A 24,219-nucleotide genomic window follows, 5' to 3' on the forward strand; every position below is an offset into this window, starting at 1 on the left:
GTCATTAGAATATGGATATTTTAACACATTAGAGTAGTTACGAAAACGGTTTCAAAAAGTGTGAATAGTCAATCAATTTAGAAGTGTAAAATAAGTGCGGACAAGGGTTAGGCTATTTGTTAAAATGGAACTGCGTAATGGAAGGTTAAAAACTTTATCAGTATTTGAGGAGGAATTTACATGCGTGTCGGTATTCCAAGAGAAGTTAAAAATAATGAAAATCGTGTAGCAATCACTCCATCCGGTGTATATCATTTTGTGAACCAGGGGCATGAGGTATTAGTTGAAGATGCAGCAGGTGAAGGCTCAGGATTCACAAATGAAGATTACACTGCTGCGGGAGCGAAAATTGCAGCAACTGCAGAAGAGGCCTGGTCGTGTGAAATGGTCATGAAAGTAAAAGAGCCGATTGCAAGTGAATACGGTTATTTTCATGAAGGCCTGATTCTGTTTACGTATTTACATTTAGCACCTGAACCGGAACTGACTAAAGCATTGATTGACAATAAAGTTGTATCTATTGCATATGAAACAGTTCAGCTTCCTAATGGTTCGCTTCCATTGCTAACACCTATGAGTGAAGTAGCAGGCAGAATGGCTACACAGATCGGCGCGCAGTTCCTTGAGAAAATCCATGGTGGTATGGGCATTCTTTTAGCCGGAGTACCAGGTGTTTCACGTGGTAAAGTAACAGTAATTGGCGGAGGAGTCGCTGGAACAAACGCTGCAAAAATGGCTGTAGGATTAGGAGCGGAAGTGACCATTCTCGACTTGAATCCTGAAAGACTTCGCCAGCTGGATGACTTATTCGGAAAAGACGTGACAACACTCATGTCTAATCCACTCAATATTGCTCATAGCGTTGCAGAATCTGACCTTGTCATTGGAGCGGTTCTGATCCCTGGTGCAAGAGCACCTAAACTGGTTAGTGAAGAGATGATTAAAGCGATGAAACCTGGAGCAGTTATTGTAGATATCGCGATTGATCAGGGCGGTATTTTTGAAACGACTGATAAAATTACGACGCATGATAACCCAACGTATACAAAACACGGAGTTGTTCATTATGCAGTTGCGAATATGCCAGGCGCAGTACCGCGTACTTCTACAATTGCGCTGACAAATGTAACAGTTCCATACGGCATTCAGATTGCCAACAAAGGATATCGACAGGCTTGCATCGATAATGATGCACTGATGAGCGGTATTAACACGCTCGATGGCTTTGTTACTTATAATGCAGTAGCAGAAGCTCACAATCTTGAGTATGCGAATGTTAGGGACTTGCTGATTAATTAAATTAGTGAACATTAAAAAAATCCCCATTTTTCTGGAGGACACTGAAAAATGTCGAGTATTTTAAGTCAAAGAAAAGAAGACAATGCTCTTTTTCTTGAGCATTGTCTTCTTTTTCATTACATTGAGACTTCTTGAAAGCTTAGGTTCATTGCAGTGGAGGGCGGGGACTCCGGGACGACTAGCCTGTCAGCTGAGACCCCGCAGTCGAAGACGAGGAGGCTTAGTGCAGGCCGTCCGGAAAGCTTCCGCCCGAAACGGAAATGAACCGGACATTTTCACGAGACTTTTTCAGTAGCTACTTTTCTAATTTGGGGTCATCTTTTGCTGTTGAAGCAGTGTAGCATTATACTTTTATTGTTTGCAGCGTTTTAGGGAATTTTGTTAATGTTTCATAGCCGTCTTTCGTGACCAGGACATCGTCTTCGATTCTGACTCCGGCTACTTTTGGTACGTAGATGCCCGGTTCAATTGTGAATGTCATCCCTTCTTCTAAGACAAAGTCACTTTCGGATGTGATAGAAGGAAACTCGTGCACGTTCAGTCCAAGTCCATGTCCAAGGCGATGTGGGAAGTAGTCTCCATACCCTGCATCCTCAATGACCTTTCTTGCGGCTTTATCAAGTTGACTCGCTTTGACCCCAGGTTTAACCATTTCCAGGGCGGTCAATTCTGCCTTTAAAACAGTCTCATAAATCTCCTGCTGCTTATTTGAAATTTCCCCGAATGCCACTGTCCTCGTAATATCTGAACAGTACCCTTTGTAAACAACACCTAAATCAAACAGCACTAAATCACCTTTTTTAATCGTGGTGTCTCCTGGCGTACCATGTGGGGAGGATGCATTTTCACCTGTAAGCACCATAGTTGAGAAGGACATTTCTGTGATGCCTTTCTTTTTCAATTCATATTCAATCTTAGACAGGACATCAAGCTCTGTTTTTCCCTCTGTAAGTTCACTGCATGCTGTTTCAATTGCAAAATCAGCCAGTTCCGCAGCTTTTTTTAACAGCTTAAGCTCGTCATCAGACTTAATCACTCTTAATTCATTCATGAAGTTTTCCGCTGGATATGTTTTGAAATCCCCAAACACTTCGTGAAGAAGTTCTAATCTTTCAACGGTTAAATGATTCTTTTCGATCGCGAGGCTGTTAAAAGATTGAACGTTTTCTTTTAGTAATTGAAGCGGGTTTTCTGTGTCACTATACCCAATAATCGGGCCGCTCCATCCGGCTGCCCCGGCATCTTCAACTTCCATCCCCGGACAGATTAAAATGGCCTCACCTTCAGCCGGCACATAAACAGCAAGCCATCTTTCATGCGGATCACTTCTGAATCCTGTTGTATATGTAACATTTTCAGTTGATGTTAAAAAAGCACTGTCTATCTGTTCTTTTTTTAAATATGCCTGAATTTTTTTTATCATTTATCTCATCCTTTCAAGTTCAGCCAGTTCAAAATTATCACTAAATTTAGCACATGTAAATGTTTCACGATTCGCAGGAAGGGAAAAGTTGAGGGAGAAACCGTAACCTAGGAGGAATGAAGATGAAAATTTCTTACCATGGACATTCAATTATTAAAATTGAAACAAACGGCAAAACAATTTTGATGGATCCTTTTATCAATGGGAATGATCAGACAGACCTGAAAGCAGATGATCAGAACCCGGATGTGATTATTCTGACACACGGACATAATGATCATGTAGGGGATACAGTAGAGATTGCTAAACGAAGTAACGCACTTGTAATAGCTCCATTCGAACTTGCTAACTATATGGAAATGCAAGGGTTGAACACTCACCCGATGCATATAGGCGGAGCGTATGAATTTGAATTCGGAAAAGTGAAATTCACCCAGGCTTTTCATGGTTCTTCCTATACAACTGAAGAGAATGAAATTATTTATACCGGTATGCCTGCAGGTGTTTTATTTATGTCAGAAGGAAAAACAGTTTACCATGCGGGAGATACAGCGCTTTTCGGCGACATGAAACTGATCGGTGACAGACATCCAATCGACATTGCTTTTCTCCCGATCGGAGATAACTTTACAATGGGACCTGACGATGCTGCCTACGCTGCAGAACTGCTCCAGGCAAAACACGTCGTACCAATTCACTACAATACATTCCCACCAATCAAACAGGATCCTGAAAAATTCATCAGCATGCTCAAAAACGGACAGGGTAAAATGATGCATGCAGGAGATCATGTAGAATTATAAAAAGGTTTGGATGTGAATAACAATACATTGATTAATAATATTAAAGTGCAGCGAAGCGTAAGGTGGCGACTCCAGCGGGATCTGACGGATAGCTGAGACCCCGGAAGCCGCAGGCTGAGGAGGCTCAGCGACGTCCCCGCGGAAAGCGTCCGCCTGAAGCGAAGCGAAACGATTTGGAAGGGTTAAGACATATTCGTCTTAGCCTTTTTGTTTTGTGTCTTCACATCGATTTGAACCTTTCTTACCACTGCGGTTATAATAAAGGAACGAATGTACGATGAAGAAAGCGGGGATTAGCGATTGGCTACTAAACACGAACAAATACTTCAGCATATAGAATCCCTGCCTGTCGGGAATAAAATTTCAGTCAGACAGGTAGCAAAGCATATGGCTGTGAGTGAAGGAACAGCTTACCGGGCAATAAAAGAAGCTGAAAACAACGGCCTGGTGAGTACAATTGAGCGGGTTGGAACAATCCGGATAGAGAAAAAAGTACGGGAAAACATTGAACGGCTTACATATGCAGAAGTCGTAAACATTGTTGATGGACATGTTGTGGGAGGCCGTTCAGGTCTGCACAAAACACTGAATAAATTTGTGATTGGTGCCATGAAGCTTGAAGCGATGATGCGTTATACAGAAGCTGGAAACCTGCTAATCGTGGGGAACCGTACAAAAGCCCATGAGTATGCGCTGAATGCAGGAGCAGCTGTATTAATTACCGGTGGATTTGATGCAGAAGAACCTGTAAAAAAGCTCGCTGACCACCTTGAGCTGCCTGTGATTTCTACAAGTTATGACACATTTACAGTTGCAGCAATGATCAATCGGGCAATATACGATCAGATGATCAAAAAAGAAATCGTGCTTGTTAACGATATCCTGATCCCACTTGAAAAATCATACTACCTTACTTCAAAATCAACGATCCGGCAGTGGGAAGAATTGAATAAAGAAACTCATCATAGCCGCTTTCCGGTCGTCGATGGTTCGACTTTAAAAGTAACCGGCATGGTTACAGCAAAGGATATCCTTGGACGCAGTAAGGATGAACTTCTTGAAAAAGTAATGACAAAATATCCTCTCACGGTAAATGCGAAAACAAGTGTAGCGTCTGCAGCTCACATCATGATTTGGGAAGGGATTGAATTGCTTCCGGTCGTGAATGAAGCACATCAGCTGAAGGGTGTAATCAGCAGACAGGATGTATTAAAAGCAATGCAGATGATCCAGCGACAGCCTCAAATGGGGGAAACAATCGATGATCTGATATTACAGGAACTTCAAGTGGAAAAGAATGAAAACAACCGTCACGTTTTTCAGGTGACGCCACAGATGACAAACCATCTTGGTGCCATTTCATATGGCGTTTTTACGACACTGGTTACAGAAGCAGCCAACCAGTTGTTGAAAGAGTACAAACGAAGTGATCTCGTTGTTGAAAATATCACCATTTACTTTATTAAGCCGGTTCAGATCGACAGTGTGCTTGAAGTACTACCGAAACTGCTTGATGTAGGACGCAAATTCGGTAAAGTGGATGTGGAAGTCTTCAGTGAAGGAAACCTGGTAGGAAAAGCAATGATGATGTGTCAACTGCTTGAAAAATAATTAAACCGGCTGTCAGCAGCCGGTTTAAGTACTTTTTATATTTAATCAATTAATTATTCCAGTTGTTTTCTTCTTCCGCAAGTAAAGGCGTATAATGTTTGTAAGCTTTATAGCGAATCCATGCGCTGGAAAATCCGATAATGATGAACAATAGCGCAACGATATAAGTAAATATCAGATTTGACGCAAGCTCAAAGTTAAAAAGAAAAAGAGTGTTTATCCCTACAAGCCCCATTCCAACGCCAAGTGCCATTCCTGCACGGCTGGCCTGCCACTCTTTTTCAACAGGGCGGGGAGTACGGATTTGCTTTGTTTTAAAATATAAGTAAGCAACTCCGGACATAATAATTAAAAAAACTAAAATCGCCATTTCGATTCCTCCAATAATAAACTACTATTATTGTAATGGCTTATGAGGTTAAATTCCACTAATTCAGGGAGTGACATTCATTGAAACAACAAATCATTCAAGAGATTAAACAATATGACAAAATTATTATACATAGACATGTAAGACCGGATCCTGATGCATACGGTTCTCAGGCAGGACTTGCTGAACTGATTAAAGCATCTTTTCCGGGAAAAAAAGTTTACACAACAGGTGAGCCGGAGCCCACACTTGCGTTTTTACATCAGCTTGATGAATGTACGGATGAAGACTTTAATGGCGCACTCATTATTGTGTGTGATACAGCAAACACTGATCGAATTGATGATCAGAGATATAAAAACGGTGCAAAACTGATAAAAATTGACCATCATCCTAATGAAGATGCATACGGGGATCTCTTATGGGTTGATACATCAGCAAGTTCAGCGAGTGAAATGATTTTTGAACTGTATCTTGAAGGCAAAGCAGAAGGACTCAAAATGTCAGATGCTGCTGCAAGACTGATTTATGCGGGTATCGTGGGTGACACCGGACGCTTTTTATATCCGAGTGCGACGCAAAAAACTTTTGATTACGCGGGAGAGCTGATCAAATATTCATTTGACCGCAGTGAACTGTATAATTTTCTTTATGAGATGGAGGCACATGTGCTAAAGCTTCAGGGGTATGTGCTTCAGAACTTCCACATGTCACCAAATGGGGCAGCGCATGTGAAGCTGACAAAAGAAAAACTTGCTGAATTCAATGCTGCACCTTCAGAAGCTTCTCTTCTTGTAAGCACGCTGGGAAGTGTTAAAGGAATTAAGGCGTGGGTATTTTTTATTGAGGAAGAAAAAGAAATACGTGTACGCCTCCGTTCGAAAGGTCCAATCGTAAATGAATTAGCAAAACAATATAACGGTGGGGGACATCCGGTTGCAGCTGGCGCATCCATCCACCACTGGGAAGAAGCTGAACAGGTTATTCAAAAATTAGAGGCAATTTGTAATTCTTAGGTGTCTGAAAGCATGATGAAAGGAGAGAGAGGATGGCTTTTACTCATTTGCATGTCACAAGTGCTTACAGTCTTCTGAGCAGTACTGTATCGATATCACAACTGATCGCACTGGCGAAGCGTGAGAAGCTGTCTGCACTTGCTCTGACTGATCACAATACAATGTACGGTGTCATTCCTTTTTATAAAGCGTGTCAACAAGAAGGGATTAAGCCGATTATCGGTTTGAAAGCTGATATCAGCGGAAATGATGAACAATCATTTCCGCTTGTTTTACTTGCAGAAACAGATGAAGGATATAAAAACTTAATCAAAATCTCCAGTGCGATCTCGACCACCGGACATTCTCTTCCTGAAAAGTGGCTTAAAGCCTACGCTGGCGGTTTAATTGCGATCACACCCGGTAGTGACGGGGAAATTGAAACATGTTTAATGAATGGTCACTCTGAAGAAGCAGCAGATCGTGCAAAACAACTCAGTGAAATGATGGGTGAGGATCAGTTTTACTTTGGTCTTTCCAACCACAGTCGTCAGGAAGACAATGAATGTATTCAATTGTTATCTGAACTGTCTTTGGAGACCGGTATACCCTTAGCTGCAACTTCAGAGGTGAGATACAGCGATCGTGAGGACAAAAGAGCTTATGAAGCAATGGCGGCTTTAAAAGAAGGGTTAACCGTTGATGAAGTTCAGCTGGATGGAGATTTTGATTTTCAGTCTCCTCGTGAAGTCGAGAATAAACTGTCGGATTATCCGGAAGCAGTTGAAAACACATATCAAATTGCATCACGCTGTCAGATAAATATTGATTTTTCCTCTTCTCATTTGCCGGTTTATCCTGTGCCGGACGAGGTCACGCAAAAAGAAGTGCTTGCACATTTATGTGAAGAAGGCTTGAAAAAGCGGGTAGGACACATCACACCTGAGTACCGGGAGCGGCTGCAATATGAATTAAGTGTGATTGATCAGATGGGGTTTAATGATTATTTTCTTATCATTTGGGATGTCATGAAGTTCGCGCGGGAGCAGCATATTCTCGCCGGGCCAGGGCGGGGCTCAGCAGCTGGATCACTGACCGCTTTTGCGCTTTATATTACGCATGTAGATCCGATTGAACACCGGTTACTTTTTGAAAGGTTTTTAAATCCGGAGCGTGTGACGCTTCCGGATATTGATCTAGACTTTCCCGACGATCGGCGTGATGAAGTGATTCAGTATACGGCTGAGAAATACAGCAGGAAAAAAGTAGCTCAGATTGCTACATTCGGAACATTATCCGCTAAAGCAGTCGCTAGGGATATGGCAAGAGTGTATGGCATGAGCTCAGGGGAAATGGAGGTTATTTCAAAATCAATTCCTTCCCTGCATGGCATTACGCTAAAAGAAGCCTATCAGCAATCTCCCCAATTACAGCGCTTTGTCAATCAGTCAGAACGGTATAAAGAATGGTTTGCTACAGCGATGAAGCTTGAAGGGCTGCCAAGACATACATCAGTCCATGCTGCAGGTGTGATTATCAGTGATGTTCCGCTCGCAGAAGTTGTACCTCTTCAAAAAGGAACGGAGTACGCACACATTACGCAGTGGCCTATGGGTGTGCTTGAAGAAATTGGGCTGCTGAAAATGGATTATCTCGGTCTTCGCAACCTTACCATTCTGAATAGAGTCATTCAGACAGTCAGACAATCGGATCCTCATTTTAAAATAGAAGAAATTACGGATCATGACCAGGCAACTTTCAAACTGCTCGGAAAAGGCTGGACAAGCGGCATATTTCAGTTCGAAGCTGAAGGTGTAACAAAAGTACTGATGACGCTCAAGCCATCAGAGTTTGAAGATCTTGTAGCCGTGAACGCATTAAATCGTCCTGGACCAATGGAGTTTATCCCACAATATATTAAAAGGAAATATGGACAGGAACAGGTAACTTATATTCACGATGATCTTAAACCTGTCTTATCATCAACCTACGGCATCATTGTGTATCAGGAACAAATCATGGAAATTGCTTCAAAGTTTGCAGGGTTTTCTCTAGGACAGGCGGATGTGTTAAGAAGAGCTGTCAGTAAAAAGAAAAAAGATGATCTAGACAGAGAGAGAAAAAGATTTACTGATGGTGCAGTTAACAAAGGCTACTCCATTCAGGCTGCGACTGAGTTATATGATCTGATCGTTCGGTTTGCTGACTATGGATTCAATAGAAGCCATGCAGTCGCATACAGTAAAATCGGTTATCAGCTTGCTTATTTAAAAGCACATCACCCAGTGGAGTTTATGTCCTCACTCATGACGACAGCTACAGGGAATGAAGATAAAACAGCGCAATATATAAAAGAGTGCAAAAAGCTCTCTATTGAAGTATTACCACCGGATATTAATAAAAGCATGCGTTATTTCAAAGGTGAACACCAGTCGATCATATACAGCTTAAGTGCAGTAAAAGGCATAAGCAAAGCTGCTGCTGAAGAAATCATCAGTGTCAGAAAAGACCAGCCTTATCGTGATTTTTTTGATTTGTGCAGCAGATTAAACCCTAAGCTTGTTAATCGCAAATTACTTGAGCCGCTCATTCTTTCAGGTGCGCTTGACTGCTTTGGACAGGATCGTTCGGTTCTGCTTGCTTCTATTGAAATTGCGATTGATCATGCGGGTCTTGTTCAGGGAGAAGGAAGCCTGTTTGAAGATCTCGATATAAAACCAAAACATGCAAAAGCAGCCCCTATGCCAGTCGATCAGAAATTGTCATACGAAAAAGAGGTTTTAGGCGTTTACTTATCTTCTCACCCGGTTTCTGTTTATCGTCAGTTGCTGAGTGAGGCAGGTGCTTTCAAAGCAGATGAAGCTTTGGCTGGTAAAAAAGGAATAATGGGTGCTTTTATAACTGACGTCAGGGTCATCAGAACAAAAAAAGGTGAAAATATGTGCTTTATTGCGTTAAGTGATGATTCGGGAGATATAGATGCAGTAGTATTTCCGGATGTATTCAGAAAGTTCTCCTCCGTTATTCAAAAAGGTATAACGGCAGTGTTCACCGGTAAAATAGAAGAAAGAAATGGCAAGCTTCAGTTTGTAGTTCAGCAGGCGGTTCCTGCCGACCAGTTCCATTCTGATCAAAAAATAAAAACGTTATTCCTGAGAATTCCTCAAACGATGGAACTGGAAGATTCTATTTCAATTATTTCAAGACATTGTGGTCAGTTTCCCGGTCATTCACCTGTTGTGGTTTATGATGAAGAATCAAAAAATAAAATTAAATTGAATATCGATGGGGTAGAAGTTCAACATGAACTTCGTAACAGGCTGATTCAGCTGCTGGGAGAAGGAAATGTCGTCGAACAATAAATTGCAAATGTAGAATTGTTTTTGTTATAGTGAATAAGAATGTGGTCTGACCAATTGTTAAATAAAGGGGTAACCCATAAAATAGGAGTGAAGTTCGTTGTCCTTACGAGATGAAGCACTACATATGCACAGAGTGAATCAGGGGAAACTGGAAACAAAATCTAAAGTGGCAGTGAGAAATGCTGAGGAACTAAGCCTTGCTTATTCACCTGGAGTGGCAGAACCCTGTAAAGAGATCTATGACAAACCTGAAACGGTCTATGATTATACAATGAAGGGAAACATGGTAGCCGTTGTATCGGATGGAACAGCGGTACTTGGCCTTGGGAACATTGGTCCTGAAGCGTCACTTCCTGTTATGGAAGGAAAAGCTGTACTATTTAAAAGTTTCGCAGGTGTAGATGCTTTCCCAATCTGTCTGAATACGACTGAGATTGATAAAATCGTAGAGACTGTAAAACTAATGGAGCCTACTTTCGGAGGCGTTAATCTGGAAGATATCGCAGCACCCAGATGTTTCGAAATTGAAGAGCGATTAAAGAAAGAAACAAATATACCAATTTTCCATGATGATCAGCACGGTACTGCGATTGTGACAGTCGCAGGATTAGTCAATGCGCTGAAGATTACAAACAAAGAATTTTCTTCTATCAGAGTTGTGATGAACGGAGCAGGGGCTGCCGGAATTGCAATCATTAAACTTTTATATAGCTATGGTGTAAGAGATATCATTATGTGTGATTCTAAGGGTGCGATCTATGAAGGACGACCGTATGGTATGAATGAGGTCAAGCACAACGTGGCTAAGATCACTAATAGGGAGCGGCTTGAAGGTTCACTTTCAGATGTGATTGAAGGTGCAGATGTATTCATCGGAGTATCTGTTGCGGGTGCGCTGACAGAAGAAATGGTTCAAAAAATGAACGACGATTCTATCATCTTTGCAATGGCGAATCCCGTCCCTGAAATAATGCCTGCGCTGGCAAAAGCGAATGGTGCCAGAGTGGTGGGTACAGGACGTTCTGATTTTCCGAATCAGGTTAACAATGTGCTCGCTTTCCCTGGAATATTCAGAGGCGCATTAGATGTAAGAGCAACACATATTAATGAAAAAATGAAGATTGCTGCGGTTGAAGCAATTGCATCATTAATTTCAGAAGATGAACTGAATGAAGATTACGTTATTCCTGCTCCATTCGATGCAAGAGTTGCACCAGCTGTGGCATCCCGTGTTGCAAACGCTGCGATGGAAACAGGTGTTGCCAGAATTAAAGTGGACCCTGAAGAAGTCAGAGAAAAAACTGCTCGCTTATCTCAGATTGGGAAAAGTGAGTGAGAGGCATTTGAAAGAACACAAAAGGTATATATCTGTTGTCCATCAAATCAGGGATATGATTCAACTGGATCGTCTTTCAGCTGGCAGCAGAATCCCTTCAGAGCGTGAACTGTCGGAACGATTCGGCGTTGCACGCTCTTCTGTGCGAGAAGCGTTAAGAGCACTCGAGCTGCTGGGGCTAATTGAGACAAGAAGAGGAGAAGGTACCTTTCTCAGGGATTTCAGGGACCATCACCTGATCGATCTGCTTGGTATGTTTATATTGCAGGATGGCCGTGCAATCAGTGATGTAGCAGAAGTGAAGAGCTGGATTGAGGCGGATTCAATTCGCCGGCTGATGTCGCTGACAAATAAAGAGATGTTACATGTGTATGAGCACATATCAGCAAAATATAATAAATCTGAACTCCAGACATTTTCACATTTTAAAAAAGAAATAGTTGAAGCTGGAGGCAACCAGCTCTATGTCAAGATCTGGCTGGTGCTAAATGATTTTTATTATGCAGATAGTCAGGATACTGTTGCCTTAACACATGAAAAAATATCCGATTTTTATCATTATTTGCAATCTGAAGATACTGACAGCTTACTGAATCTGCTGAATGAACAAGCATAAAACAACAAGGGAGGACGACAGGTTGCTGAAGGATATATTTGCAAAAAAGAAAAAATATGCAACAATTCCATCCGAGCATGATAAAAACGATGTGCCGGAAGGGATATTGACGAAATGTCCTAAATGTAAAAAGATTATTTACACAAAAGAAATATATAAAAATCATAAAGTCTGTCTGCAGTGCGGATATCATCATTCAATGAATGCTGCAGAAAGAATTGAATGTCTCGCAGATGAGGGTTCTTTTCAGGAATTTAACCAGCATCTGACTTCTGAAAATCCACTGGGATTTCCTGATTACCTGGAGAAGCTTGAAAAGGACAAAAAGAAAACGGGATTAAATGAAGCGGTAGTTACAGGTGTATGTACAATCGATGGACATAAAACGGTGTTAACGATCATGGATTCAACATTCAGAATGGGCAGTATGGGTTCTGTAGTTGGTGAAAAAATCGCAGATGCAGTTCGGGTTGCTGAAGATCAAAACCTGCCATTCATCATTTTCACAGCAAGTGGAGGCGCACGTATGCAGGAAGGTGTGCTGTCTCTCATGCAAATGGCAAAAACCAGTATTGCTCTTAAGCGCTTCAGTGATAAAGGCGGTTTAATTGTGTCGGTCATGACTCATCCGACTACCGGTGGGGTTTCGGCAAGCTTTGCATCACTTGGAGATTATAATTTCGCAGAGCCTGGCGCATTAATCGGGTTCGCTGGCAGACGGATTATAGAACAGACGATTAGAGAGAAACTGCCTGAAGATTTTCAAACCGCAGAGTTTTTAATGGAACATGGCCAGCTTGATCAGGTGATCTCCCGTCTCGACATGAAGCAAAAATTAAGTGTGCTTCTTTCAATGCATGAAAAAGGGGGAGAATCATGGTAAATGAATTAGAGTTTGAAAAGCCGTTGAATCAATTGAGAGAAAAAATCAACGAACTAAAAGCTTTTACAACTGATTCAGAAGTTGATTTAAGTGAGGAAATTGCAAAGCTTGAAGAGCGTCTTACACGTCTGGAAGAAGACATCTATTCCTCTATAAAACCCTGGGATCGCGTTCAACTGGCCCGTCATCCCGAGCGGCCGACAGCATTGGAGTACATAGAAGAGCTGTTTGAAGATTTTATGGAAATGCATGGAGACCGTTTATATGGTGATGATCATGCAATTGTTGGCGGAATCGCGAGGTATAAAGGGAAGGCAGTCACAGTGATTGGCCACCAGAGAGGGAAAGACACGAAGGAAAATATTAAGCGGAACTTCGGAATGCCTCATCCTGAAGGATATAGAAAAGCACTTCGACTGATGAAACAGGCTGAAAAGTTTAAGCGCCCTATTATATGTTTTATTGATACAAAAGGCGCTTATCCTGGTAAAGCTGCTGAAGAACGCGGACAAAGTGAGGCAATTGCGCGTAATTTGTTCGAAATGGCAGGTCTGACTGTACCGGTTATTTGTATCGTGATCGGTGAAGGTGGAAGCGGTGGTGCACTGGCACTCGGCGTTGGGAACCATCTTCACATGCTTGAAAATTCCACTTACTCAGTGATTTCTCCTGAAGGGGCTGCGTCAATTCTATGGAAAGATGCCAGCCTTGCAAAACAGGCAGCAGAATCAATGAAAATTACAGCACCAGACCTGAAAGGAATGGGAATTATTGATGAAATTATTCCTGAAGTAAGAGGTGGTGCACATAGAGATATAAAAACACAGGCGAAAGCAATTGATCAGGTTCTATTGCGATCTCTGAAAGAGTTATCAAAAATGGATGAACAATCACTAGTTGCGCAACGATATGACAAGTTTCAATCAATCGGTGAATTTACTAAAGAAACAGTGTAACTCACTTGCCTTTTCAGAACATTTCTGAAAAGGTTTTTTCTTTAGTGAAATGTGTAAACAATAAATGAAAGCGATCAAAAAGTTATTTTGTGTCTAAAATGTGTATGTGATTCGAAATTAAAACGTTTTCATTTTTGCGATTATCAGAAGTTTGTCAGGGATAAAAGACTTTTGATTGAGAACAAAGCGTCTTCATGTTATTTTTAAAAGGATGAAAACGAACTTGTACATCCAACTTCGGAACACTATTTCTGTGAAATAGTTAACATAATTTTTCAATTAAAGGTGGGAACATCAAAATGAAAAGAATAGGCGTGCTGACCAGTGGCGGAGATGCACCTGGTATGAATCCTGCTGTAAGAGCTGTTGTACGTAAAGCCATTTATCATGGGCTTGAAGTATACGGCGTCTATCAGGGGTATCAAGGTTTAATCTCAGGTAATATTGAAAAGCTTGAGCTTGGTTCTGTAGGTGATATTATTCATCGCGGTGGAACGAAGCTTTATTCTGCGCGTTGCGAAGAGTTTAAAACGCCGGAAGGGCAGAAAAAAGGTATTGAACAGCTTGAAAAATTTGGTATCGAAGGCCTTGTCGTAATTGGTGGAGACGGTTCTTATATGGGCGCTAAAGCATTGACAGAACATGGTTATCCATGTGTAGGTGTACCGGGGACAATTGATAATGACATCCCTGGGACTGACTTCACAATTGGCTTTGACACTGCGCTTAATACAGTGATCGATGCGATTGATAAAATCCGTGATACTGCGACTTCCCATGAACGCACTTTCATTATTGAGGTAATGGGCAGAAACGCTGGAGATATTGCTTTATGGGCAGGTCTTTCAGGAGGCGCGGAAACGATTTTAATTCCAGAGGACCCGTATGATATAGAAAAGGTCGTGAATAAAATTGAAAAAGGGCATGCCCGCGGTAAAAAGCATAGTATTATTATTGTCGCAGAAGGGGTTATGTCCGGGGGAGAATTAGCTGCCCTTATGAAAGAAAAAACAGGCATTGAAACTAGAGTTTCAGTCCTTGGTCATATGCAGCGAGGCGGTTCACCAACGGCATCTGACCGCGTGCTTGCAAGTCGTCTTGGTGCACGTGCAGTTGAACTGCTCATGAATGACAAAGGCGGACGGGCTGTAGGAATACAGCGCAATGAACTGGTTGACTATGATATTATTGAAGCATTGAAAATGAAACATCAGGCAGACATTGACCTGTATCGCTTATCCCAGGAGCTATCTATTTAACTTCATCATGTTTTAAAAACAAAGTTTGATGAAATTGATGAATTTGCAGATTTAACACGATTTGCATGAATTAAAAACTATTTTTAATAGATTTTCAGGAGGTTTAACATGAGGAAAACTAAGATTGTATGTACGATTGGACCGGCAAGTGAAAGCATTGAAAAACTGACTCAGCTTATGGAATCGGGGATGAACGTAGCCCGACTGAACTTCTCACACGGGGACTTTGAAGAGCACGGCGCACGAATTAAAAACATTCGTGAAGCAGCTGCAAAGTTAGGTAAAAATGTTGGGATTCTTTTAGATACAAAAGGTCCGGAAATTCGGACAAACACGATGGAAAACGGGGCAATTGAACTTGAAGCAGGTAACGAAATCACCGTTTCGATGGAAGAAGTAGTAGGGACGACTGAAAAGTTTTCTATTACTTACAGCGATCTTGTGAATGATGTCGATACAGGCTCTAAAATTCTGCTTGATGATGGATTGATCGGACTTGAAGTGCTGTCTGTTGATAAAGGCGCAGGTGAAATCAAAACAAAAATTCTTAACACAGGTACACTGAAAAATAAAAAAGGCGTAAACGTTCCTGGTGTATCAGTAAACCTTCCCGGGATTACTGATAAAGATGCGAAAGACATTCTTTTCGGTATTGAGCAGGGCGTAGACTTTATTGCTGCATCATTTGTAAGACGATCTTCTGACGTAATGGATATCCGTGAACTACTCGAGAAAAACGGATCACCGAAAATCAACATTATTCCTAAGATTGAAAACCAGGAAGGCGTCGATAACATTGATGAGATTCTTCAAGTATCTGACGGCCTGATGGTTGCCCGTGGTGACCTTGGTGTTGAGATTCCTGCTGAAGAAGTACCATTAGTACAAAAACAGCTGATCCGTAAATGTAATGCTGTAGGTAAGCCGGTTATTACAGCGACACAAATGCTTGATTCCATGCAGCGCAATCCACGCCCAACGCGTGCTGAAGCATCTGACGTAGCAAACGCAATCTTTGATGGCACAGATGCAATCATGCTATCCGGTGAAACAGCTGCGGGAGATTATCCTGTAGAATCAGTTCAGACAATGAATAACATTGCTTCAAGAGCTGAAGAGGCGCTGGATTATAAAGCGATTCTTTCTAAACGCAGTAAAGGTTTTGAGCGTAACATGACGGATGCGATCGGTCAGGCAGTTGCTCACACTGCTTTAAATCTTGAAGTGAACGCAATTATTGCACCTACTGAAAGTGGACACACTGCAAAAATGATTTCGAAGTATCGCCCGGAAGCAACAATTGTAGCCGTTACATCGGACTCTTCAGTTTCCAGACGTCTTGCACTTGTATGGGGTGTATACCCTCAGGTTGGGGTTAAAACAGAAACAACAGATGAAATGCTTGATATGGCAGTGACTGAAAGCTTAAACAGCGGCTGTGTCAGCCACGGCGACCTGGTAGTGATTACTGCAGGCGTTCCAGTTGGTGAATCAGGTACAACGAATCTGATGAAGATTCATATTGTTGGTGACGTTCTTGCAAAAGGTCAGGGAATTGGCCGTAAGTCAGGGTTCGGAAAAGTGGTTACAGCTTCGAATGCGAAAGATGCATTAGAAAAAGTAACAGAAGGGTCAATTCTGGTTACAATCGGTACTGATAAGGAAATGATGCCTGCAATCGAAAAGTGTTCAGCACTAATCGTTGAAGAAGGCGGATTGACAAGTCATGCTGCAGTAGTTGGTTTGAATCTGGGCCTTCCTGTAATTGTTGGAGTGGACAATGCAGTAGCTACATTCACTGATGGTCAGGAAGTAACAGTTGATGCAGAACGTGGCGTAGTCTACAACGGACACGCGAGCGTACTATAAATAATTCAAAACCTGAACGGATTCTTCCGTTCAGGTTTTTTTAAAAAGCTGCTGCTTATGGTAAAATTAAATTAGCGTGTAATGTGAAAGGAGAAATTCCTTGTGAGATGGTTAATGCTTTTAATTATCATTGTTCCGGCACTTGAAATTGCGATTTTAATTAGTGCTGGAAATTTAATCGGTGTCATTCCAACTGTATTGCTAATCATACTGACAGGTGTACTGGGTGCTTATCTTGCGAAGTCGCAGGGGCTTCAGGCACTGAAGAGAGTACAAAATATGACGGTCATAGATGGTGGTCCGGGAGATGCGGTCATTGATGGACTGTGTATTCTGATCGGTGGAGTTGTACTCCTGACACCAGGCTTTATTACAGATGCCATCGGGTTTTTACTGTTGATTCCGATTACAAGAAACAAAATGAAACCACTCATTTATAAATGGGTTCAGAGAAAAATGAAAAATGGGAATGTTATTATCCACAGACCATGACACACAGCCGAGGCTGTGTGTTTTTTTAGTGAGCAGTTAAATGCGTGGAATGGTACCAAACCGTATGTAATGACAAATCATTGAAAACAATTTGACTTTTAATAAAACTGATAAAAAAATAAGGAGAAGCGGTGTAATCACAATACCCGTAAATCCTAATAATTCTACAGAAGCATATAGCACCATTAATGCAGCTAACGGATGAATGCCCATTCTGTCTCCGATAATTTTGGGCTCAGTCACTTGTCTGACCCCGATGATGATGAGGTAAATGACCATGATTCCTGCTGCTAAGGCAGGGCCGGTATAAACCATATTAAAAATGATCAGGGGTAAGAACAGCAGCATTGAACCGGCAATGGGAACAAAGTCAAGAGCAGCCGACAAAAGCGCAAATAGAAATGGATGAGGGATACCTAAGATTAAAAAACCGGAAAGCGTAATCGTAAATGTGATCGACGAGAGGAGCAGCTGCGATATAAAGTATGAACCAGTTTCTTTCAGTCCCAGCTCCCGTAAAAGTTTGAAGTAGCGTGCCCATGGCCCGGGCAACTTATTTGTCCACGTTTTAAAATCAACAAGTATGTAATACGCAGCAATCAACATAATTCCGAATGAAAAAAGTAAGGATGGAAGATGACTAGCAAATTTTGATGATGTTGTGATCAATTGTTTACCTGAAGTCAGCAGCATTTGCTCAATTTCATCAGACAATAATGTTAAGTGTGCGTGGGTAAGATAAGGGTGTGTCAGTTCATGAAAAAAAGCAGGTAAGCTTTGAAGAAGATTTTTCAAAGAAGTTAGCATTAAAGCTGAGTAAACAGGTATTTGATTTAGGAAGAATATGATTTCATTTTCGAGAAGGGCAATGCATCCTGTTAAGATGAGTGGGCCGGATATAAATACGATAATCAAACCGAGTACTACGCTGAATTTATAAGGCAATTTTATGTACGTGAACAATAACATGACAATTGGATAAACCACCAGAGACAGAAGTGCCCCAACTGCGAAGGGCCAAAAGTAAACAAAGACCGTCCGACAGATTAACATGAGTAGCATGATTGTTATAATCAAATAGAAACAGCGTTTTATCATATATATTTCCTCCCTTGCTAAGACGGAAATAAACGAATTCGGAGGTGCTGAGATGATTAACCCGGCAATGATTTTTCTAATCTTATTACTTGCGATCGGTTTTTTTGCCAAAAACAATTCACTGATGATTGCAGTGCTATTTTTAATTCTATTAAAGGTTGCAGGCGCAGATGAAAAGATTTTTGGATTAATTCAATCTAAAGGGATTAACTGGGGTGTTACGATCATTACGATTGCAGTGCTGGCCCCAATCGCAAGCGGTGTGATTGGATTTAAAGAATTAACTGACGCAGTTAAATCTCCTTACGCATGGGTAGCATTAGCTTCAGGCATTGCAGTAGCGCTGATTGCAAAAGGAGGTATTTCTCTTTTGCAGGAAGATCCGCATATTACGGTTGCACTCGTTTTCGGCACCATTCTTGCGGTTGCATTATTCAACGGAATTGCCGTTGGACCATTAATAGGAGCAGGAATTGCATACAGTGCAATGAAAATTTTTGAATGGGCAGGCAGGTTCATTTAAAGCTGTCAATTTTCTTCAAAATAAAATAATACCGGTAAAATAATGCGTTTTCATTCACAAAGTTCCGCTTTTTGATTATAATGGACAATGAAAGCGCATCCTAAATGACGAATTCTATACTGTCAGCTGACTGAGCATCCGCTCAGTTTTTAATGTGATGACAATCGTATTTTAAACGCCTGCATGGCTTTAAATACAAATACTAAGTTTAAAGGAGAGATTTATTTATGACAGCAACGAGAGGATTAGAAAATGTTGTAGCTACTACATCATCAATCAGCTCAATAATTGATGACACACTTACATATGTTGGTTACAATATCGATGATTTAACTGAGAACGCAAGCTTTGAGGAAATCATTTATCTTTTATGGCATTTACGTCTGCCTAAAGAAAGCGAACTTGCCGAACTTAAAAAACAGCTTGCTGACAATATGGCGATTCCTGATGAAGTAATCGCGCAGATTAAAGCAATGCCTGTACAGAACATCCACCCGATGGCTGCAGTCCGTACGGCTGTATCTGCACTGGGACTGTTTGATGAAGAAGCTGACGTCATGGAAGAAGCTGCAAACTACCGTAAGGCAGTTCGTCTCCAGGCTAAAATCGCAACAATTGTTACTGCTTTCGCCCGTATCCGTAAAGGGCAGGAGCCTGTTGCACCTAAGAATGACCTGAGCTTTGCAGCAAACTTCCTATACATGCTGAATGGCGAAATGCCAGAGGATATTGAAGTGGAAGCAATGAATAAAGCACTTGTTCTTCACGCTGACCACGAACTGAATGCTTCTACTTTCACAGCGCGTGTATGTGTAGCAACTCTGTCTGATGTTTATTCAGGTGTTACTGCGGCAATCGGAGCACTTAAAGGACCACTTCACGGTGGAGCGAACGAACAGGTTATGAAAACGCTGACTGAGATCGGTTCAGTTGAAAACGTTGAATCTGTTATCCGTAAAAAGCTTGAAAATAAAGAGAAAATTATGGGCTTTGGTCACCGCGTTTACGAGCAGGGTGACCCTCGTGCGAAACACCTTCGTGAAATGTCGAAGAAGCTGACTGAGCTTCGTGGAGAGTCAAAATGGTACGAGATGTCAGTTAAGATCGAAGAAATCGTCACTTCTGAAAAGAAACTTCCGCCAAACGTGGACTTCTATTCTGCGTCTGTCTACCACAGCTTAGGAATTGATCACGATCTTTTCACACCAATCTTTGCTGTCAGCCGTGTATCAGGATGGTTAGCTCACATTCTTGAGCAGTATTCAAACAACCGCCTGATTCGTCCAAGAGCAGAATATACAGGTCCTGGTATGCAGGAATATGTACCGCTTGAAAAGCGTTAATTTTCACGGATCATTTTACAAACTGACAGATAACTGATGTAATAGTTTATAGAGCCTGGGGACTGCCGGAAACCGTCAGTCCCCGGACAATGATATTTGGAGGGAAAGACTTATGACACAAGGTGAAAAAATTTCAGTATCAAACGGCAATCTTCAGGTGCCAAACAACCCGATCGTACCATTTATTGAAGGAGACGGAACAGGTCCTGATATCTGGGCATCTGCTCAGCGTGTTTTAGACGCTGCTGTTGAGAAAGCTTACAATGGTGAAAAGAAAATTGAATGGAAAGAAGTTCTTGCTGGACAAAAAGCATTTGACCAGACTGGAGAATGGCTGCCACAGGCAACACTTGATGCAATCAATGAATACTTCATCGCAATTAAAGGGCCTCTTACAACGCCAATCGGTGGCGGGATCCGTTCACTTAACGTAGCACTGCGTCAGCAGCTTGATCTATTCACTTGCCTGCGACCTGTACGTTACTTTGAAGGTGTACCATCACCAGTTAAACGTCCTGAAGATACTGACATGGTGATCTTCCGTGAAAATACTGAAGATATTTATGCAGGTATTGAATTTGCTGAAGGGTCAGATGAAGTGAAAAAACTGATCAGCTTCCTTCAGGATGAAATGGGAGCTAAAAATATCCGCTTCCCTGAAACGTCAGGAATCGGAATTAAGCCTGTTTCCAAGGAAGGTACTGAACGTCTTGTACGTGCTTCTATTAACTATGCACTGACTGAAGGACGTAAATCAGTAACGCTTGTACACAAAGGAAACATCATGAAGTTTACTGAAGGTGCTTTTAAGCGCTGGGGTTATGATCTTGCTGAACGTGAATTCGGAGATAAAGTATTCACTTGGAACCAATATGATCAAATTAAAGATGAACAGGGTACAGATGCAGCTAATAAAGCACAAAGTGATGCTGAAGCAGCTGGAAAGATTATCATCAAAGATTCGATTGCTGATATCTTCCTCCAACAGATCCTTACACGTCCTGCAGAATTCGATGTTGTTGCGACGATGAACCTGAACGGTGACTACGTTTCTGATGCACTTGCTGCACAGGTTGGCGGAATTGGTATCGCACCTGGAGCAAACATTAACTATGATACTGGACATGCAATCTTTGAAGCTACGCACGGAACTGCTCCAAAGTATGCCGGTCTTGATAAAGTAAACCCATCTTCAGTCATCCTTTCAGGTGTGCTTCTACTTGAACACCTTGGCTGGAATGAAGCTGCGGATCTAATCTCAAAATCAATGGAAAAAACCATTGCTTCTAAAGTCGTAACATATGACTTTGCACGTTTGATGGATGGCGCTACAGAAGTTAAGTGCTCTGAATTCGGAACTGCACTTATTGAAAATATGTAAGTTCTAAAGGCCGGCAATTGCCGGCCTTTACATACATAAGAGGAGGAATTACGAATGGCATTCACACGTAAAAAAATCTCAGTAGTCGGAGCAGGCTTCACAGGTGCAACAACTGCATTGTTTTTAGCTCAAAAAGAACTTGGAGATATCGTGCTTGTAGACATTCCTCAAAATGAAGATCCAACAAAAGGTAAAGCACTTGATATGCTTGAAGCGGGTCCTGTCTTTGGGTATGACGTTACGATTAAGGGAACATCTGATTACGCAGATACAGCCGGATCGGACGTTGTAATCATTACTGCGGGAATTCCTAGAAAGCCCGGCATGAGCCGTGATGACCTTGTGCAGACCAATGAAAAGATCATGAAATCTGTGACTGCAGAAATCGTTAAGCATTCTCCTGATACAACGATCCTTGTATTGTCAAATCCGGTAGATGCAATGACTTATACTGTATTTAAAGAATCAGGGCTTCCGAAAGAACGAGTGATAGGACAATCAGGAGTACTTGACACAGCACGTTTTAACACATTTGTAGCTGAAGAACTCGGATTATCTGTTAAGGATATTCAAGGCTTTGTATTGGGTGGTCATGGAGACGATATGGTTCCGTTAACACGTTATTCAAGTGCTGGCGGTGTACCGCTCGAAACGCTTATCCCGAAAGACCGTCTTGATGCAATCGTTGAACGCACAAGAAAAGGCGGCGGTGAAATCGTAGCACTGCTGGGCAATGGTTCCGCGTACTATGCACCAGCTGCAGCACTGATGGAGATGACCGAAGCAATTCTGAAAGATCAGAAACGTGTACTGCCTTCAGTTGCTTATCTCGAGGGTGAGTATGGCTTTGAAGGTATTTATCTCGGTGTGCCAACTGTACTTGGAGGCAATGGGATTGAAAAAATCATGGAACTTGAACTGACAGACCATGAAAAAACACAGCTACAACAATCTGCTGATTCAGTTCGCAGCGTGATGAGCGCTTTATCATCAACATAATCATCAACAGGAACTGCTTTTGAGAGTAGTTCCTTTTTTACAAAACGAACGCTTCACGATCCAGTCAATTAGGGGTTAAGATTAACGTCATCAAGGGGGAAAGCACATGTTATTGGGAAAGAAAAGAAAAATCGGACGTCAGATAGAAGAAATGTCAATTGGAGAAAAATTAACGCTCACTGAAAAGATCGAGGATAAAGATCTATTGTTATTTCTGGGATTAACAAACGATTCAAATCCATTGTATATCCAGCATGACTATGCTTCACAGACAAAATATAAAAAACCGATTGTCCCGACAATCATGCTGACTGGCTTTGTCACATCAGCTGTTTCAAAATATATGCCTGGTCCCGGCACACATATTAAAAGTCACAACTTAAGTTTTCCGAAACCGCTGTATCATTACGCAACAGTTGATTATGTTTTTGAAATTAAAGCAATTGACCGTCCTAAATCAGAAGTTGAAATCAGCGTGCGTGGTGTCGATGAGAGTGGAGATACAGTCATCGAAGGAACAGTGATCGTCTGCCCTCCAGACAAACTTCAAAAATTCAACAGCTCAGCATTGGATAACTTCTAAAAAGGCCTTTAAGGTCTTTTTATTTTTGAAAAATATAGTGTGACTTCTTTTTCTCTTGGCTAATAATCCGAGGGTAAGGTGGCGACTCCGGGACAGCGGGGAGCTGAGACCCCGCAAGACAAAGCATGAGTGGTAAAGGCTGGACCACAAAAAGGTACGCCGTACGGAAAGCGTTCTCCTGAAACGGAGATCAGGAGCGGTCAAATTATACATTACAATTCACATAATAAAATCACCATCTCTGAAGAATATGTACTATAATGGAATCGGATGATCTGGGGTTAATAATAGCTTCTGGAGGTTTATGATGAATAAAAAAGTACTGGTTGTAGATGATGAACAATCAATCGTTACACTGTTGAAGTACAATTTGGAACAATCGGGCTATGATGTGCTGACGGCATATGATGGTGCAGAGGGAATCGCGCTCGTCGAAAGTGAGCACCCGGATCTGCTGGTACTTGATTTAATGCTTCCTGTTATGGATGGGATCGAAGTGTGTAAACAGCTTCGCCAGAAACAAATTCATATTCCCATCATCATGCTGACTGCGAAAGATGAAGAGTTTGATAAAGTGCTTGGTCTCGAACTGGGTGCTGATGATTATATGACTAAACCGTTCAGTCCAAGGGAAGTCGTTGCAAGAGTTAAAGCGATCTTGCGAAGAGCCGGACGTTTAGAAGTAAAAGAACCTGAAGTAGAAGAAGAATTTATGGAAATTGGTGAAGTGAAGGTTTTCCCGGAGCAATATGAAGCTTTCTTTAAGGGTGAACAGATTGATTTAACACCAAAAGAGTTTGAGTTACTCGTCTATTTAATTGAAAACAAAGGGCGCGTGCTGACTAGAGACCAGCTATTGCAGACGGTCTGGAATTATGATTTTGCCGGAGATACAAGAATTGTAGACGTGCATATCAGTCATTTGCGAGAAAAAATTGAAGAGAATACAAAAAAGCCGGTTTATATTAAAACAATCAGGGGTCTTGGATACAAAATGGAGAAGCCGAAAGCGACGTGA

Annotated in this window: 21 protein-coding genes; 18 read left to right on the forward strand and 3 right to left on the reverse strand. The window is 41.7% G+C overall.

What is annotated here, in order from left to right:
- Nucleotides 1-180 precede the first annotated feature (180 nt).
- Nucleotides 181-1,299 carry an alanine dehydrogenase gene (gene ald, locus E2626_RS09655; protein ID WP_134381552.1) on the forward strand — a complete coding sequence of 373 codons (1,119 nt, stop codon included), beginning with the start codon at nucleotides 181-183 and terminating at the stop codon, nucleotides 1,297-1,299.
- Between the two features lie 343 nt (nucleotides 1,300-1,642).
- Here the strand turns inward: ald and E2626_RS09660 are convergent, their stop codons facing one another.
- Complete coding sequence (locus E2626_RS09660; RefSeq protein WP_134381553.1) at nucleotides 1,643-2,722, reverse strand: M24 family metallopeptidase; 1,080 nt, start codon at nucleotides 2,720-2,722, stop codon at nucleotides 1,643-1,645.
- Nucleotides 2,723-2,844: 122 nt separating this feature from the next.
- On the opposite strand from E2626_RS09660, the gene E2626_RS09665 reads away from it, so the two are divergent.
- Together E2626_RS09665 and E2626_RS09670 are read left to right on the forward strand one after the other, a co-directional pair.
- Nucleotides 2,845-3,525: a metal-dependent hydrolase gene (locus E2626_RS09665; protein ID WP_134381554.1), complete on the forward strand. Its 681-nt coding sequence runs from the start codon at nucleotides 2,845-2,847 to the stop codon at nucleotides 3,523-3,525.
- 300 nt (nucleotides 3,526-3,825) lie between these two features.
- A complete protein-coding gene (locus E2626_RS09670) occupies nucleotides 3,826-5,136 on the forward strand; it encodes a DRTGG domain-containing protein (protein WP_134381555.1) in 1,311 nt (436 codons plus the stop codon).
- Between the two features lie 49 nt (nucleotides 5,137-5,185).
- On the opposite strand, the gene E2626_RS09675 is transcribed toward E2626_RS09670, so the two are convergent.
- Nucleotides 5,186-5,506: a YtpI family protein gene (locus tag E2626_RS09675; RefSeq protein WP_134381556.1), complete on the reverse strand. Its 321-nt coding sequence runs from the start codon at nucleotides 5,504-5,506 to the stop codon at nucleotides 5,186-5,188.
- An 80-nt stretch (nucleotides 5,507-5,586) separates the two neighbouring features.
- On the opposite strand from E2626_RS09675, the gene E2626_RS09680 reads away from it, so the two are divergent.
- The 9 genes from E2626_RS09680 to E2626_RS09720 all read left to right on the forward strand — a co-directional run bounded on the left by E2626_RS09680 (nucleotide 5,587) and on the right by E2626_RS09720 (nucleotide 17,274).
- Nucleotides 5,587-6,522 (forward strand): DHH family phosphoesterase, encoded by a 936-nt coding sequence (locus E2626_RS09680; RefSeq protein ID WP_134381557.1) that lies wholly within the window; start codon nucleotides 5,587-5,589, stop codon nucleotides 6,520-6,522.
- A 32-nt stretch (nucleotides 6,523-6,554) separates the two neighbouring features.
- Complete coding sequence (gene dnaE, locus E2626_RS09685) at nucleotides 6,555-9,863, forward strand: DNA polymerase III subunit alpha (RefSeq protein ID WP_134381558.1); 3,309 nt, start codon at nucleotides 6,555-6,557, stop codon at nucleotides 9,861-9,863.
- A gap of 97 nt (nucleotides 9,864-9,960) precedes the next feature.
- Nucleotides 9,961-11,199, forward strand: a complete 1,239-nt coding sequence (gene ystJ, locus E2626_RS09690; RefSeq protein ID WP_134381559.1) for an NADP-dependent malic enzyme — start codon at nucleotides 9,961-9,963, stop codon at nucleotides 11,197-11,199.
- Between the two features lie 7 nt (nucleotides 11,200-11,206).
- On the forward strand, nucleotides 11,207-11,815 hold the full coding sequence (locus E2626_RS09695) for a FadR/GntR family transcriptional regulator (protein WP_166786788.1): 609 nt from the start codon (nucleotides 11,207-11,209) through the stop codon (nucleotides 11,813-11,815).
- 22 nt (nucleotides 11,816-11,837) lie between these two features.
- Entirely contained in the window at nucleotides 11,838-12,698 is an 861-nt protein-coding gene (accD, locus tag E2626_RS09700) for an acetyl-CoA carboxylase, carboxyltransferase subunit beta (RefSeq protein ID WP_134381561.1), read from the forward strand.
- Complete coding sequence (accA, locus tag E2626_RS09705; protein WP_134381562.1) at nucleotides 12,692-13,654, forward strand: acetyl-CoA carboxylase carboxyl transferase subunit alpha; 963 nt, start codon at nucleotides 12,692-12,694, stop codon at nucleotides 13,652-13,654. The genes accD and accA overlap by 7 nt, the downstream gene beginning before the upstream one ends.
- A gap of 299 nt (nucleotides 13,655-13,953) precedes the next feature.
- Nucleotides 13,954-14,913, forward strand: coding sequence for a 6-phosphofructokinase (gene pfkA / locus E2626_RS09710; RefSeq protein WP_134381563.1), 960 nt, complete (start codon nucleotides 13,954-13,956; stop codon nucleotides 14,911-14,913).
- Between the two features lie 108 nt (nucleotides 14,914-15,021).
- Nucleotides 15,022-16,782, forward strand: coding sequence for a pyruvate kinase (gene pyk / locus E2626_RS09715; RefSeq protein WP_134381564.1), 1,761 nt, complete (start codon nucleotides 15,022-15,024; stop codon nucleotides 16,780-16,782).
- A gap of 102 nt (nucleotides 16,783-16,884) precedes the next feature.
- Nucleotides 16,885-17,274, forward strand: coding sequence for an FxsA family protein (locus tag E2626_RS09720; protein ID WP_244094292.1), 390 nt, complete (start codon nucleotides 16,885-16,887; stop codon nucleotides 17,272-17,274).
- A gap of 36 nt (nucleotides 17,275-17,310) precedes the next feature.
- Here E2626_RS09720 and E2626_RS09725 read toward each other — a convergent pair whose 3' ends face one another.
- Nucleotides 17,311-18,372 (reverse strand): AI-2E family transporter, encoded by a 1,062-nt coding sequence (locus E2626_RS09725; RefSeq protein ID WP_134381565.1) that lies wholly within the window; start codon nucleotides 18,370-18,372, stop codon nucleotides 17,311-17,313.
- Nucleotides 18,373-18,424: 52 nt separating this feature from the next.
- Here E2626_RS09725 and E2626_RS09730 point away from each other — a divergent pair, with 52 nt between their 5' ends.
- From E2626_RS09730 to E2626_RS09755, 6 genes are all read left to right on the forward strand, one after another.
- The gene (locus tag E2626_RS09730; protein WP_134381566.1) at nucleotides 18,425-18,895 is read left to right on the forward strand and encodes a DUF441 domain-containing protein; all 471 of its coding nucleotides are present in this window, start codon (nucleotides 18,425-18,427) and stop codon (nucleotides 18,893-18,895) included.
- Nucleotides 18,896-19,122: 227 nt separating this feature from the next.
- Nucleotides 19,123-20,238 (forward strand): citrate synthase, encoded by a 1,116-nt coding sequence (gene citZ, locus E2626_RS09735; RefSeq protein WP_134381567.1) that lies wholly within the window; start codon nucleotides 19,123-19,125, stop codon nucleotides 20,236-20,238.
- A 112-nt stretch (nucleotides 20,239-20,350) separates the two neighbouring features.
- On the forward strand, nucleotides 20,351-21,619 hold the full coding sequence (gene icd, locus E2626_RS09740; protein ID WP_134381568.1) for an NADP-dependent isocitrate dehydrogenase: 1,269 nt from the start codon (nucleotides 20,351-20,353) through the stop codon (nucleotides 21,617-21,619).
- A gap of 54 nt (nucleotides 21,620-21,673) precedes the next feature.
- Nucleotides 21,674-22,618, forward strand: coding sequence for a malate dehydrogenase (mdh, locus tag E2626_RS09745; protein ID WP_134381569.1), 945 nt, complete (start codon nucleotides 21,674-21,676; stop codon nucleotides 22,616-22,618).
- 106 nt (nucleotides 22,619-22,724) lie between these two features.
- Nucleotides 22,725-23,201, forward strand: coding sequence for a MaoC/PaaZ C-terminal domain-containing protein (locus E2626_RS09750; RefSeq protein ID WP_134381570.1), 477 nt, complete (start codon nucleotides 22,725-22,727; stop codon nucleotides 23,199-23,201).
- Nucleotides 23,202-23,508: 307 nt separating this feature from the next.
- The gene (locus tag E2626_RS09755) at nucleotides 23,509-24,219 is read left to right on the forward strand and encodes a response regulator transcription factor (RefSeq protein ID WP_134381571.1); all 711 of its coding nucleotides are present in this window, start codon (nucleotides 23,509-23,511) and stop codon (nucleotides 24,217-24,219) included.

Origin of the sequence: Jeotgalibacillus salarius (assembly GCF_004405125.1) — a bacterium.
In the GTDB taxonomy this organism is placed as follows: domain Bacteria; phylum Bacillota; class Bacilli; order Bacillales; family Jeotgalibacillaceae; genus Jeotgalibacillus; species Jeotgalibacillus salarius.